Annotated in this window: 13 protein-coding genes; 4 read left to right on the plus strand and 9 right to left on the minus strand. The window is 65.6% G+C overall.

Going from position 1 to position 13,459, the window contains the following annotated elements; genetic code table 11:
- Positions 1-31 precede the first annotated feature (31 nt).
- The 3 genes from dcd (at position 32) to FAZ95_RS04985 (ending at position 3,719) form a co-directional block, all read left to right on the plus strand.
- The gene (gene dcd, locus FAZ95_RS04975) at positions 32-601 is read left to right on the plus strand and encodes a dCTP deaminase (protein WP_137331435.1); all 570 of its coding nucleotides are present in this window, start codon (positions 32-34) and stop codon (positions 599-601) included.
- A gap of 95 nt (positions 602-696) precedes the next feature.
- Positions 697-2,976: an arginine/lysine/ornithine decarboxylase gene (locus FAZ95_RS04980; RefSeq protein ID WP_137331436.1), complete on the plus strand. Its 2,280-nt coding sequence runs from the start codon at positions 697-699 to the stop codon at positions 2,974-2,976.
- Positions 2,977-2,978: 2 nt separating this feature from the next.
- Positions 2,979-3,719 carry a lysozyme inhibitor LprI family protein gene (locus FAZ95_RS04985; RefSeq protein ID WP_137334429.1) on the plus strand — a complete coding sequence of 247 codons (741 nt, stop codon included), beginning with the start codon at positions 2,979-2,981 and terminating at the stop codon, positions 3,717-3,719.
- 50 nt (positions 3,720-3,769) lie between these two features.
- Here the strand turns inward: FAZ95_RS04985 and FAZ95_RS04990 are convergent, their stop codons facing one another.
- The 6 genes from FAZ95_RS04990 to FAZ95_RS05015 all read right to left on the minus strand — a co-directional run bounded on the left by FAZ95_RS04990 (position 3,770) and on the right by FAZ95_RS05015 (position 8,515).
- On the minus strand, positions 3,770-4,081 hold the full coding sequence (locus FAZ95_RS04990; protein WP_137331437.1) for an addiction module antidote protein: 312 nt from the start codon (positions 4,079-4,081) through the stop codon (positions 3,770-3,772).
- Positions 4,078-4,383, minus strand: coding sequence for a type II toxin-antitoxin system RelE/ParE family toxin (locus tag FAZ95_RS04995; protein WP_175425522.1), 306 nt, complete (start codon positions 4,381-4,383; stop codon positions 4,078-4,080). Before FAZ95_RS04995 ends, FAZ95_RS04990 begins: the two co-directional genes overlap by 4 nt.
- 202 nt (positions 4,384-4,585) lie before the next feature.
- Positions 4,586-5,992: an argininosuccinate lyase gene (gene argH / locus FAZ95_RS05000; protein ID WP_137331439.1), complete on the minus strand. Its 1,407-nt coding sequence runs from the start codon at positions 5,990-5,992 to the stop codon at positions 4,586-4,588.
- Between the two features lie 160 nt (positions 5,993-6,152).
- Positions 6,153-7,031, minus strand: a complete 879-nt coding sequence (locus FAZ95_RS05005; RefSeq protein WP_137331440.1) for an anti-sigma factor — start codon at positions 7,029-7,031, stop codon at positions 6,153-6,155.
- Positions 7,031-7,609 carry a sigma-70 family RNA polymerase sigma factor gene (locus FAZ95_RS05010; RefSeq protein ID WP_137331441.1) on the minus strand — a complete coding sequence of 193 codons (579 nt, stop codon included), beginning with the start codon at positions 7,607-7,609 and terminating at the stop codon, positions 7,031-7,033. Before FAZ95_RS05010 ends, FAZ95_RS05005 begins: the two co-directional genes overlap by 1 nt.
- Positions 7,610-7,648: 39 nt before the next feature.
- A complete protein-coding gene (locus tag FAZ95_RS05015; RefSeq protein ID WP_137331442.1) occupies positions 7,649-8,515 on the minus strand; it encodes a helix-turn-helix transcriptional regulator in 867 nt (288 codons plus the stop codon).
- Positions 8,516-8,719: 204 nt separating this feature from the next.
- On the opposite strand from FAZ95_RS05015, the gene FAZ95_RS05020 reads away from it, so the two are divergent.
- Positions 8,720-9,472, plus strand: a complete 753-nt coding sequence (locus FAZ95_RS05020; protein ID WP_137331443.1) for a class I SAM-dependent methyltransferase — start codon at positions 8,720-8,722, stop codon at positions 9,470-9,472.
- Between the two features lie 93 nt (positions 9,473-9,565).
- Here the strand turns inward: FAZ95_RS05020 and FAZ95_RS05025 are convergent, their stop codons facing one another.
- Genes FAZ95_RS05025 through FAZ95_RS05035 form a run of 3 tightly spaced genes read right to left on the minus strand, consistent with a single transcriptional unit; the run spans position 9,566 to position 13,428 of the window.
- Complete coding sequence (locus tag FAZ95_RS05025) at positions 9,566-10,621, minus strand: porin (RefSeq protein WP_137331444.1); 1,056 nt, start codon at positions 10,619-10,621, stop codon at positions 9,566-9,568.
- A gap of 27 nt (positions 10,622-10,648) precedes the next feature.
- Positions 10,649-12,082, minus strand: a complete 1,434-nt coding sequence (locus tag FAZ95_RS05030; RefSeq protein WP_137331445.1) for a M20 family metallopeptidase — start codon at positions 12,080-12,082, stop codon at positions 10,649-10,651.
- 29 nt (positions 12,083-12,111) lie between these two features.
- Positions 12,112-13,428, minus strand: coding sequence for an MFS transporter (locus FAZ95_RS05035; protein ID WP_137331446.1), 1,317 nt, complete (start codon positions 13,426-13,428; stop codon positions 12,112-12,114).
- Positions 13,429-13,459 lie beyond the last annotated feature (31 nt).

Genomic DNA, 13,459 nt, shown 5'->3' on the forward strand with positions numbered 1-13,459 from the left:
TCTCGTCACGCAGCGTTCTCCAGGTCCGTTTATGGCCATCAAATCTGACAAATGGATTCGGCGCATGGCCGAACAGCACAAGATGATCGAGCCGTTCGTGCGCGATCAGGTCCGCGCATCCGAGGACGGCCGCAAGATCGTCAGCTACGGCACGTCGAGCTACGGCTACGACATTCGCTGCGCCGACGAATTCAAGATCTTCACGAACATCAACTCGACGATCGTCGATCCGAAGAATTTTGACGAGAAGTCGTTTGTCGACTTCAAGGGCGACGTCTGCATCATTCCGCCGAACTCGTTCGCGCTCGCGCGCACGGTCGAATACTTCCGCATTCCGCGCAACGTGCTCACCGTGTGCCTCGGCAAGTCGACTTACGCGCGCTGCGGGATCATCGTGAACGTCACGCCGTTCGAACCCGAGTGGGAGGGTTACGTCACGCTCGAATTCTCGAATACGACACCTTTGCCTGCGAAAATCTACGCGAACGAGGGCGTCGCGCAGGTGCTCTTCTTCGAAAGCGATGAAGTGTGCGAGGTGTCGTACGCGGATCGCGGCGGTAAATACCAGGGGCAGCACGGCGTCACGCTGCCCAAAACGTAACGGGCCCACCGTTTCACTCACCGGTAATCGGGTGACCGCTGCGCAAAGGGTAGAGCACCCCAGGCCAGCGGTCCTTGTTTTTGGAGATTCGCCCCATGAAGTTTCGTTTTCCTGTCGTCATCATCGACGAAGACTTTCGCTCCGAGAACATCTCGGGTTCCGGCATCCGGGCGCTGGCGGAAGCGATCGAGAAGGAAGGCGTGGAAGTGGTCGGTCTCACGAGCTACGGCGACCTGACTTCGTTTGCGCAGCAGTCGAGCCGGGCGTCGTGCTTCATCCTTTCGCTCGACGACGACGAGCTGATGCTCGGCGAAGTCGGCGCCGATGGTGAGCTGCCCGAACTCGCGACCGCGATCATCGACCTGCGCGCCTTCGTGACCGAGGTGCGCCGCCGCAACGCCGACATCCCGATCTTCCTGTATGGCGAGACGCGCACCTCGCGCCATCTGCCGAACGACATCCTGCGCGAGCTGCACGGCTTCATCCACATGTTCGAGGACACGCCGGAGTTCGTCGCGCGCCACATCATCCGCGAGGCGCGCGTGTACCTCGATTCGCTCTCGCCGCCGTTCTTCAAGGAGCTCGTCAAGTACGCGGACGAAGGCTCGTACTCGTGGCACTGCCCGGGGCACTCGGGCGGCGTCGCATTCTTGAAGAGCCCGCTCGGCCAGATGTTCCATCAGTTCTTCGGCGAGAACATGCTGCGCGCCGACGTCTGCAACGCCGTCGACGAACTCGGCCAGCTGCTCGACCACATCGGGCCGGTCGCGGCGTCCGAGCGCAACGCGGCGCGCATCTTCAGCGCCGATCACCTGTTCTTCGTGACCAACGGCACGTCGACGTCGAACAAGATCGTCTGGCACGCAACCGTGGCGCCGGGCGACATCGTGCTCGTCGACCGCAACTGCCACAAGTCGATCCTGCACGCCATCATGATGACGGGCTCGATTCCGGTGTTCCTCACGCCGACGCGCAACAACTTCGGCATCATCGGGCCGATCCCGCGCGACGAATTCAAGCCGGAGAACATCCGCAAGAAGATCGAGGCGAACCCGTTCGCGCGCGAGGCGCTCGCGAAGAACCCGAACGCGAAGCCGCGCATCCTGACGATCACGCAGAGCACGTACGACGGCGTGATCTACAACGTCGAGATGATCAAAGACCTGCTCGGCGATCTGCTCGACACGCTGCACTTTGACGAAGCGTGGCTACCGCACGCCGAATTCCACGAGTTCTACCAGGACATGCACGCGATCGGCGCGGGCCGTCCGCGCACCGGCGCGCTCGTGTTCGCGACGCACTCCACGCATAAGCTGCTGGCGGGCATCTCGCAGGCGTCGCAGATCGTCGTGCAGGATTCGGAGCACCGCGTGTTCGACAAGGACCGCTTCAACGAGGCGTACCTGATGCATACGTCGACGAGCCCGCAGTACGCGATCATCGCGTCGTGCGACGTGGCCGCCGCGATGATGGAGCCGCCGGGCGGGACGGCGCTCGTCGAGGAATCGATTGCCGAGGCGCTCGATTTCCGCCGCGCGATGCGCAAGGTCGACGCGGAATACGGCGACGACTGGTTCTTCAAGGTCTGGGGTCCGGAAAACCTCGTCGACGAAGGCATCGGCTCGCGCGAAGACTGGGTCTTGCGCGCCGAAGACAACTGGCACGGCTTCGGCCACCTCGCCCCCGGCTTCAACATGCTCGACCCGATCAAGGCGACGATCGTCACGCCGGGGCTCGACCTCGCGGGCGACTTCGGCGAGACCGGCATTCCGGCTGCGATCGTCACGAAGTACCTGGCCGAGCACGGCATCATCGTCGAGAAGACCGGGCTCTACTCGTTCTTCATCATGTTCACGATCGGCATCACCAAAGGCCGCTGGAACTCGATGGTGACCGAGCTGCAGCAGTTCAAGGACGATTACGACAACAACCAGCCGCTGTGGCGCGTGCTGCCGAAGTTCGTCGCGCAGCATCCGCAGTACGAGCGCGTCGGCCTTGCCGACCTTTGCCAGCAGATCCATAGCGTCTACCGCGCCAACGACATCGCGCGGCTCACGACGGAGATGTATCTGTCGAACATGGAGCCGGCGATGAAGCCGTCCGACGCGTTCGCGAAGCTCGCGCATCGCGAGATCGATCGCGTGGCCATCGACGAGCTCGAAGGCCGCGTGACGAGCGTGCTGCTCACGCCGTATCCGCCGGGCATTCCGCTTCTGATTCCCGGCGAGCGCTTCAACAAGACGATCGTCAACTACCTGAAGTTCGCGCGCGATTTCAACGAGCGCTTCCCGGGTTTCTACACGGATATCCACGGACTCGTCGCCGAGACGGCCAACGGCCGCCTCGAGTACTTCGTGGATTGCGTGCGCGATTGATGATGTCGCCGCGCTTCAAACGTGGCTTGGCCGGCGTGCTGTTCGCCGCCGCCGGCCTCGTGGGGTTGATGTCGGCGGGGACGGTGCACGCCGAGGTCGCCGCTGCCGACCCGATCGATACGGCCATGCGGCAGTGCGCGGCGCGCGCCGATCGGTCGTCGACGGCGGGGCAGGTGCAGTGCATCGAGGCGGCGAACGATGCATGGCAACAAGCGATCGATACCGCTTACCAGTCGGTGCTCGTGAATGCGCCGACCGACAAGCTGCGGCGAGGCTGGCAGGAAAGCCAGAAGCGCTGGGTCGCGTGGCGCAAGGAGGAAGCGTATCTGCTGCGCGCGGTATTCGCGACTACGAGCGGCACGGCGTACGCGATGTCCGCCGCGAACCTGCGCTTGCAGCCGGTGCGCGACCGCGCGCTCGCGTTGCGCCAGACGGCCGCTCAATACGCGCAGGCCGCGCGGGCGTTGCAGGCGGGCGATGCGCCGCCTGCCGCACCGCGCGCGACGCGGTGCGCCGACGATGCCGCGTGCGTGCACGCGAACTACGACTTGAATCGGTACTACCGGAAATTGCGCGAGCGGTTGCCGGTTCGCTCGCGGCCCGCGCTGGTGCGCGCGGAACGTGCGTGGATCGCGTTTCGCGACGCGACTTCGCCGCTCATCAGCGCTTCGGATCGAACAGACTTGATCGGCGCTCGGATTGCGACGATCAAGCGGTTCTCGGAGACGGTGGGGAACGATTGAGCGTTTGAGCGCCGGAGATGAGTGGCCTCTCTTTGCTTGCGCGTTGCCAATTAGGAATGCGAGGAATGCGCGGCGCTCCCCGGCACGGCATTGAGTCGGATGCCAAGCGCTTGCAGCAGCTTGAAGACCGTATCCAGCCGCGGCTTCGATCCTGGCGCGAGGGTTTTGTAGAGGCTTTCGCGGCCGAGACCTGCATCCGCTGCCACTTTCGAGATGCCGCGTGCTTTGGCGACATCGGCGATTGCGGCGAGAAGCAGGTCGGGGTCGTTTTCTTCCAGTGCGGCGTTCAGATATGCCGCGATCGCTGCTTCACTATCGAGGTATTCCGCCGCGTCGAAGCGCGAGACGTTGACCTTGCTCATGACTGCTCCTCTCTAATCTTGGCCCACAACGCCTTAGCTCGTTTGATGTCTGCCTTCTGTGTCGACTTGTCGCCGCCGCACAGCAAGAGATAGACGATGCGCCCTTCGCGCGCGAAATAGACGCGGTAGCCCGGACCGACATCGACACGCATTTCGCACACGCCATCCTCGAGCGCCTTGAAATCACCGAAGTTGCCAAGTTCCGCCCGCCGGATTCTCAACAAGATCTTTGCACGGGCGGTCAGGTCGCGAAGACTGATCAGCCACGCGTCGAATTCGTCGGTTTTGTTGAAGGTGATCACTTGGCGGCGTCCTCGTATTGTATCCACATGGATACGTTTTGGCAAATACAAAGCCATCCACGTAACCAGTGGCTCGATTCGAAAGGCGTGGGTGAGTGGCCGAAGCGGGGAGGAGGCGGCGAAAAAGCGGGCTTCGGCTAAGTAAGGGCGGCGGACGCCAAGTCCGCCGCTTTCATCGACAGCGCAGTAGGAGGCGGCGGGCTTACCCCAGCGCCGCCCGAGCCGCCTTCACCGCCGCGCGCACCTGTTCGGGCGCCGTGCCGCCCGGATGGTTGCGGCTCGCCACGGAGCCTTCGAGTGTCAGATACTCGAATACGTCGTCGCCGATCAGATGCGCGACGTTGGGCAACTCCTTGCGCATCTCATCGAGCGTGAGATCGGCGAGATCGCATTGCCGGTCGACGCAGATCCGCACCGCGTGCGCCACCGCTTCGTGCGCGTCGCGGAACGGCAGGCCGCGCTTGACGAGATAGTCGGCGAGGTCGGTGGCCGTCGAAAAGCCTTGCAGCGCCGCTGCTCGCATCGCCTGCGGCTTCACCGTGATGCCGGCGACCATCTCGGCGAAGATGCGCAGCGTGTCCGCGACCGTATCGACGGTGTCGAACAACGGCTCTTTGTCTTCCTGATTGTCTTTGTTGTACGCGAGCGGTTGCCCCTTCATCAGCGTGAGCAACGCCATCAGATGGCCGTTCACGCGGCCCGTCTTGCCGCGCGCGAGTTCGGGCACGTCCGGGTTCTTCTTCTGCGGCATGATCGACGAGCCGGTGCAGAAGCGGTCGGCGAGATCGATGAAACCGACCCGCGGGCTCATCCACAGCACGAGCTCTTCCGAGAAGCGCGAAACGTGCGTCATCACGAGCGCCGCCGCAGCCGTGAATTCGATCGCGAAGTCGCGGTCGGAGACGGCGTCGAGCGAGTTCGCGCAGATGCCGTCGAAGCCCAGCGTCTTCGCGACCGCGTGCCGGTCGATCGGGTAGCTCGTGCCCGCGAGCGCCGCCGCGCCGAGCGGCAGGCGGTTCACGCGCGTGCGGCAATCGCGCATGCGCTCGGCGTCGCGCGTGAACATTTCGACGTAGGCGAGCAGATGGTGGCCGAACGTGACCGGCTGCGCGACCTGCAAGTGCGTGAAGCCCGGCAGGATCGTCTCGGCGTTCTGTTCCGCGAGATCGATGAGCGCGCCGCGCAAGTCCTTCAGCAAGCCGCCGATGCGGTCGATTTCGCCGCGCAGCCACAGGCGAATATCGGTCGCGACCTGGTCGTTGCGCGAGCGGCCCGTATGCAGGCGCTTGCCCGCATCGCCGATCAGCGCGGTCAGGCGCGCCTCGATGTTCAGGTGGACGTCCTCGAGATCGAGCTGCCATTCGAATTCGCCGCGCTCGATCTCGCCCTTGATCTGCGCCATGCCGCGCTGGATCGCGGCGAGATCGTCCTCGCCGATGATCTTCTGCGCCGCGAGCATCGACGCGTGCGCGAGCGAGCCTTCGATATCGACGAGCGCGAGGCGCTTGTCGAAGAAAACCGACGACGTGTAGCGTTTGACAAGCTCCGACATCGGCTCCGAGAAGCGAGCCGACCAGGCTTCGCCTTTTTTGTGCAGTTGGGACGTCATGGTGATGGCAGTGAACGTAGTGCCGTGCTGCGACGGCGTTGAAAGCACGCGTGGCGCGTGCCGGGAGAGGAGACGATTCTATCATCGCGGCACGGGGCGCCCGGGCTCGGCCGAACGATATAAGGCGCGCGCTATCTTGTGCGGCAGCGCGAGGGCCGTGTCATGTCGTCGCCATCAGCTTGCCCAGGCACACCACCGGCCCGGTCGGGCCGTTCGGGTCGGGCGAGCCGCCTTGGGGCTCCATCGATACCGCGAGCTTCAGGTAGGCGCCCATTCCGCTCACCTTCATGCGGATCGTTCCGCCCGCGGGAAGCAAACCGAGCGACACCGGATGGCCGTTCTCCGGCATTCCCCACAGCTGCTCGGACTTGCCTGAATCGCCGGACGGGCCCGTGTCGCCGCCCATCCGGTGGACGGTCATCATCGCGCTCTTCTGGTCCCACATGACGACCATCATCGTCTTGTTCGTCTGCGTATCGCTGAGCGCGGCCATGTAGGCGACGCGCTCGATGCCCTGGCCGTTCTGTTGTTCGGCGACCTGCGTCGCGGGCGACGGCGCTTGCGGCACGAGCGGCCGCAGCGCGACGGCGAGCGCCAGCACGGCGACGGCCGTCGCGGCAACCGACCAGCCGCGCCAGAACGACAGGCTTTCGAACCAGCGCGAGCGGCTCGGCTTGCGCGTAGCCGGCTGCGGTTGCGGCACGGCGGCCCGCGCGGGCGTCGACGCGGAGGCCGCGGCTTCCGGCGTTTCCGTGCCGGCGAACTCCGGAGTACGCCCAGCGGCGAACGCCGCACGCCGCGCGGCGCTCAATTCGAGCCGCCGCTCGATCCCTTCCCACACCGACGGCGGCGGCGCGACGCGCGGCCCCAATTCAGCCATCGCGCGCACGCGTGCATGCCACTCCTCGACCGCGACGCGCACGGTCGCATCGCGTCGCGCAATCTGCTCGAAACGGCGTCGCGCCGCCCCACGCAGCACGCCCAGCGCATATTCGGCCGCGAGCCGGTCGACGAGTTCGGGGCGCCGATGCCAATCCATCACAAGCCTCCCATGCAGGTTTTGAGCTTTTCGAGCCCGCGCCTCACCCACGACTTGACCGTGCCGAGCGGCACCTTCAAGACGTTGGCGATCTCGCTGTGGCTCTGGTCGCGCAGGTAAGCGAGCGCGACCGCCTGGCGCTGGTTCGCGTCGAGCCGCGCCATGCAGATCGCGAGCCGCCGGGCCTCCTGGCTCAGCAGCGCGGTGTCGGCGGGATCGGGGTCGGGTCCTGCCAAGACTTCATCCAAACTTTCGCTCCATTCGGTTTGCCCGGCAGCGCTCGTCTTTTGCCGGCGCAGGACGTCGAGCGCGCGGTTGCGGACGATCGCCGCCATCCAGGTCATCGGCGCGGCGAGGCTCTCGCGGTAGTCGCCCGCGTAGCGCCAGATGCTGACGAACGCGTCCTGCAGCGCCTCTTCGGCCCATTCGCGCTTCACCAATATACGGAGCGCGACGCCGAACAGTTTCGATGAGGTCAGATCGTAGAGGGAGCGCAGCGCCGCGGCGTCCTCGCCGGCGACGCGCGCAAGGAGGGCGGCAAGGGCGTCCGGCGTGGGCTCGGGGGGGAGTGAGGTCATGGCGGGTTTTTATTGGCTCGCGGGCTATCTTAATTGACCCTATGAGCGTCGCACCAGCACCACGAGCTTCAAATCTTCCCGGTGCGCAGGCTTGAACGTGATCTGATCGTAGACGACGCGCCCATGCCGCGGATGATCGAACTCGCGCGCACCGCCCTCGCGCTCGCCGACGTCCTGCGACGCCCAGAAGCGCGCGAAGGCGTCGCTTTCGGCGGAGAGCGCATCGATGAGGGCGCGCGTGGGCGCATCGTTCAGGTGGCGGATCGAATCGGCGCGGAATTCCGCCGCGAGCCGGCGCGCGCGTGTCTCCCAGTCGACGATCAGCGCGCGCGCCGAGGACGTCGTGAACGTGAAGCGCAGCAGGTTGCGCTCGGGCGCTGCGGCGCCGGACGGTTGGCCGTCCCGAGCGTTATCCAGCCAGCCGACGAAGAGATCGGCGGCCGGCGCGTTCCAGGCGAGCGCCGTCCATTGGCGGTCGAGCACGTACGCCGGCGATTGGATGAGCTGGACTGTTTCGATGAGGGCGGAGGGGGCATCGGTGGCCGCCTGGTCGGGCTCGGCCGGATCGCGCTCCTCGGCGAGCTCGAACAGGTAGGCGCGCTCGGCGCGCGAGAGCTGCAGCGCGACCGCGATCCGCGCAAGCGCGTCGGCCGACGCCGACACCGGCCGCCCTTGCTCGATCCAGGTGTACCAGGTCGGGCTCACGCCGCACAATTGCGCGACTTCCTCGCGCCGCAGGCCCGGCGTGCGGCGGCGCGGCCCGGGCGGCAGGCCGACCGCCATCGGCGACAGCCGCTCGCGGTGCGCGCGGATGAAGTCGCCGAGCGCGCGGGCGGGCGTGGCGTCGAGTGGCGTGCCGCTCGAAGTGGACGGGGACGGATCGTTCGGATGCGACGGCTTGGACATGGTGTTTCTACAAATGAAGCTGACGAGCAAACGCAGGGGAGTAGCTTGTGTACCAGGATAATTGCTTAACTTGTACTGGTACAAGACGGGCTCTATTGTAGCGACACGCGTTGCGTCCGGTCAGCACTGTGCGGTGCGCTCGACAGACCCCGGGCGGACAGCGCGCGAATCCGTCCCCAAGCCGTCCCCATCAAGGAGCTATCGATGAAACATCACGATCAGGTTGCCGACGCGTTTGGAACGACCGCCGCCGCTTATCTGACGAGTGCCGTCCACGCGAGCGGCGCCGATCTGCAAACGCTGGCGGCCGAGATCGGTACGACGCCTGGAGCCGCCGTGCTGGATCTCGGGTGCGGGGCAGGGCATGCGAGTTTCGCGGCTGCGCCGCACGCGCAGTCGGTCGTCGCTTACGATCTCGCGCCGCAGATGCTGGCGACCGTCGCCGCAGCGGCGCGCGAGCGCGGTCTCACGAATATCCGCACCGAGCAGGGCGCGGCCGAGGTGCTGCCGTTCGCCGACGCGTCGTTCGACTGGGTGATCAGCCGCATGAGTGCGCATCATTGGCACGACGTGCCGCGCGCGCTCGCGGAGGTGCGCCGCGTGTTGAAGCCGGGCGGTCGGGTGCTGTTCATCGACATCGCCGGCATCGATCACCCGTTGCTCGACACCCATATCCAGGCGATCGAATTGCTGCGCGACGGGTCGCACATTCGCGACTATCGCGCTGACGAATGGGTCGCGCTGTTTGCGGGAGCGGGCTTCACCGCGCAGATTCGCGAGCGCTGGCGTCTGCCGATCGAGTTCGCGTCGTGGGTGGCGCGGATGAGGACGCCCGAGGTGCGCATCGCGGCGATTCGTTCGATGTGGGAGAGCGCGCCTGACGAGGTGCGCGAGTACTTCGATGTCGAGCCCGATGGCTCGTTCAAGCTCGATGCGTTGATGATCGAGGCGCGGTGAGGGAAGGGGGCGCCGCGAGGCAGTCCGTGCCGCGAGTCGCGGGCGTCACGCGGCGAACGAGAGTCGTCGCGTGACGCATGCGACGCCTGGCGCCTAAAACTTGTGCCGCACGCCAAGTGCAGCGATGACCGGCATCGACACGCCGGCGTCCTGAACGGGCGCCGCGAGATAGTAAATCTTCGACGCGCCCTGGTTGCGGATCGCCCCCGCGCGCGCATAGAGATTGGTTTGCTTCGACAGGGTGTAGTCGTAGCCGATCAGTGCGCCGAGCGCCTGGTCCTGCTTGCCGCTGACCGTGCGGTAAGCGACCGACCCGCGCACGAAGTCCTTGCCGACTTTCGCGATGAAGCCGAACGACGCCGCTTGCGCGATGTAGGTGTCGTCGGCGTTCGGCCGCGTGAAGTTATAGGCGCCGAGCAGCGTGATCGCGCCGAATTCCTGCGCGAGCGATGCACTGATGACATCGGTACGCACCGTGAACTTGCAGTTCTTCGGCGTGGGCGATGGCGAGCACCACAGCGAGTTGTACGACAGCGCCGCATGGGTGCCGCCTTGCTTGTATTCGCCGACCGCGCCGAGCGCGTCCCAGCGCGGGCCGTTGTTGTCGCCGCTCGGCGCGGCGAGTAGTTTGAGCGTCGCGCCGCCGAACGACGGCGTCGTGTAGGCGACCGAGTTCGGTTGCCGCCCCGGCAGGACCCGCGCGCCGTCGCCGAGGTCGTTGACCAGCAGAAAGAAGCTCGCGAACGGCGACAGCTTGCCGACACCGTAGAACGGGTCGGCGGAGAGCGGCAGATAAGCCGGATAGACGCGGCCCAGTTGCAGCGCGCCGTATTTCGCGTGGCTCAAGCCTACCCACGATTCGCGATTGAACAGGATGCCGTTTTTCGCTCCTGTGCCGTCGCTCGACTCGAAGCCGCTCTCCAACTGAAAGTTCGCACGCCATCCCGCGCCCAGGTCTTCGCTGCCTTTCATGCCGAACCGGCTTGTAGACGTGCCGCCGCTCTGCAGCGAATAGGCGGATTGCGATCCAACCTTCGCATAACTGACGAAATTGTCGACCGCGCCGTACAACTCGACCGCGTCGGCGCCGCCCGCAGCCGCTGCGAGAACCGCCGGCACCGCGGCGCGCTTGATGATCGTGCGAAACATGCTTGGGGTCTCCCTTTGATGCTTGATTTATTGGCTGGACTTGCGCTTGAACGGCAGTTCGACGTCCGCCGGAATCGGGCAAACGTAGTCGAGCCCGTTGCGGTACGCGAGCAGTTCGGCCTTCGCGTCTTCGAGCACGGACGGGTTGCGGAGGAGGTCGAGCGCGGTCGCCGCGAGAATCTTCGCCGCCTGCTCCATGCCGCGGTGCGCGGCCGTCAGCTTGCCTTGCGACACCATCTGCCACGAGTGGAACGGCGTGCCGAACGCGTAGCAGGCCGTGAGGCACTGGGCGGTCGGCGTGATCCAGCTCACGTCGCCGACGTCGGTCGAGCCGTAGAGAATCTCTTCCTTTGCCGGATCGTAGGGCGCGACGCCCGCGAAGAGCGGCGTCGGGTTGCGCAATGCTTGCCCAAGATGCTTGCCGGCGGCCGACATGTCTTGGTCGGTGATCGAGGCGCGATAGCCGCTTGCCGTATCGTGGTCGTCGCCGGTGAACGCCGGCGCGCCGAGCCGCTCGATGTGGCTCTGCATCACACGGTTGAGCACCGTGTTCTGAACGAGGTTCGAGCACGCCTTGTCGAATACGATCTCGACTTCGCAGCCCGTCATCAGCGCCGCGCCGCGCGCGACGTTGCAGACGCGCTCGTACAACGCGGCCGCATCGGGATTGCGTGCCGCGCGCACGAGGTACAGCACCTCCGCGTTCGCCTGCACGACGTTCGGCGAAATGCCGCCGCTGTTCGTGATCGCGTAGTGGACGCGCGCATCGGGCGGCATATGCTCGCGCAAGTAGTTGCAGCCGACGTTCATCAGCTCGACCGCATCGAGCGCGCTGCGCCCCAAGTGCGGCGACGCCGCCGCGTGCGAAGCCTTGCCCTTGAAGCGGAAGTACGCCTGGATGTTCGCGAGCGACGAGCGCGAGAAGAGCCCCGTGATCACGTCCGGGTGCCAGCAGAGCGCGGCGTCGAGATCGTCGAATGCGCCTTCCCGCGCCATGAAGGTTTTGCCGGAGCCCCCTTCTTCCGCGGGGCAGCCGTAGAAGCGCACCGTGCCGGGCAGCCCCTCGGTTTCGAGCAAGGACTTCACCGCGACCGCCGCGAGATGCGATGCGGTGCCGAGCAGGTGGTGCCCGCAGCCATGCCCGTTGCCGTTGCCGATTTCGAGCGACGGGCGGCACACGGTCGCGCCGCTGTCCTGGCTCATGCCGGAGAGCGCGTCGTACTCGCCGAGAATGCCGATCACCGGGCCGCCGTGGCCCGCCTCGGCGACGAAGGCGGTCGGAATGCCCGCGACGTTTTCGGTCACGCGAAAGCCGGCTTGGCGCAATAGGCCGATGTGCAGCGCGGCCGATTCGGTTTCCTGAAAGCGCAGCTCCGCGAGATTCCAGATGCGATCGGCGAGCGTCGCATAGCGTTCGCGCTCGGCGTCGAAGAAGCGATCGATGGTGTCGGTCGTTGGCATGACAACACTCCTGGTCTAGTCGTTAGTCGTTATTGCGGCTTGCGCGATGGGAACGCGAGCGTGGCGGCGAAGCTGATCGCGCTGGTGGCCATCATGTACAGCGCGGGCGCGAGCGGGTTGCTCGTGATGTGCAGCAGCCACGTGACGATGAACTGCGCGAAGCCACCGAAGATCGTCACGCAGATCGCGTAGATGAGGCCCATGCCGGTCACGCGTGCGCGCGCCGGGAACGCTTCGAGCGTCATGAGGAACACGGGTGCGCCGCCGACCATCAGGAAGCCGATCAGGATCGCGACGCCGGGCAGCATGAGCGCGAGCGAGTGGTATTGGTTGACGAGCCAGAAGAACGGGAGAATCAGCGCGAAGATGCCGGCGTGCGAGACGAGGACGAGCCTCTTGCGGTTCTTCAGGCTGTCGGTGAGGATGCCGAAGAACGGCGAGACGACGATCATCACGAGACCCGCGATGCAGCCGGACAGGAACGAACCCGACTTCGGCATGCCGAGTACCTTGACCGAATACGACGGCATGTAAAACCCGACGATGTACATCGCCGTCGTCATCCCGACGATCATCAAGACGCCCAGGACGACTTCGCGCAGATGGTGCTTGACTACGTAGCCGAACGCGCCGCCGTGCGGGGCGCTTGCTTCGCCTGCATTGGCCGCGCTGCTTTCCGTGTGCGTTTCGTCGAGATGGCGGCGGATATACATGCCGACGGGCGCGATCAGGAGACCGAAGATGAACGGCACGCGCCAGCCCCAGCTCTCGAGCGATTCGGGCGACAGCAGGTTCGACAACAGCGTGCCGGCGAGCGCGCCGAACAGCGCGGCGGCGCCCTGGCTCACCATCTGGAACGACACCATCAGGCCACGGCGATCTTGGCTGCCCGATTCCATCAGGAACGCGGTCGATGCGCCGATTTCGCCGCCGGCCGAGAAGCCCTGCAGCAAGCGGCCGGCCACGATCAGCACCGGAGCGGCGAGCCCGATTTGCGCGTAGGTCGGCGCAAAGCCGATGAGCGCGGTGCCGAGCGCCATCAGCGAGATCGTGAGCATGAGCGCGGGCTTGCGGCCGCGGCGGTCTGCGTAGTTGCCGATGCAGATGCTGCCGAGCGGCCGCATCACGAAGCCGATGCCGAACGTGGCGAGCGACAGCAGGAGCGAGACGATACCGCCGTTGTCGACCGGAAAGAACTGCTTGCCGATCAGGACTGCGAAGAAACTGAAGACGGTGAAATCGAACATCTCCAGCGCGTTGCCGAGCGACGCGGCGACCACCACGTTGCGCGGGGATTTCCGCCGAGGCAGCGCAGCGGATTGGGCGGTTTCGAGAGTAGTCGCCATGCGGGTCTCCTATTAATAGATTGGTTTTTGA

The sequence above is a fragment of the Trinickia violacea genome, assembly GCF_005280735.1.
Taxonomy (GTDB): domain Bacteria; phylum Pseudomonadota; class Gammaproteobacteria; order Burkholderiales; family Burkholderiaceae; genus Trinickia_A; species Trinickia_A violacea.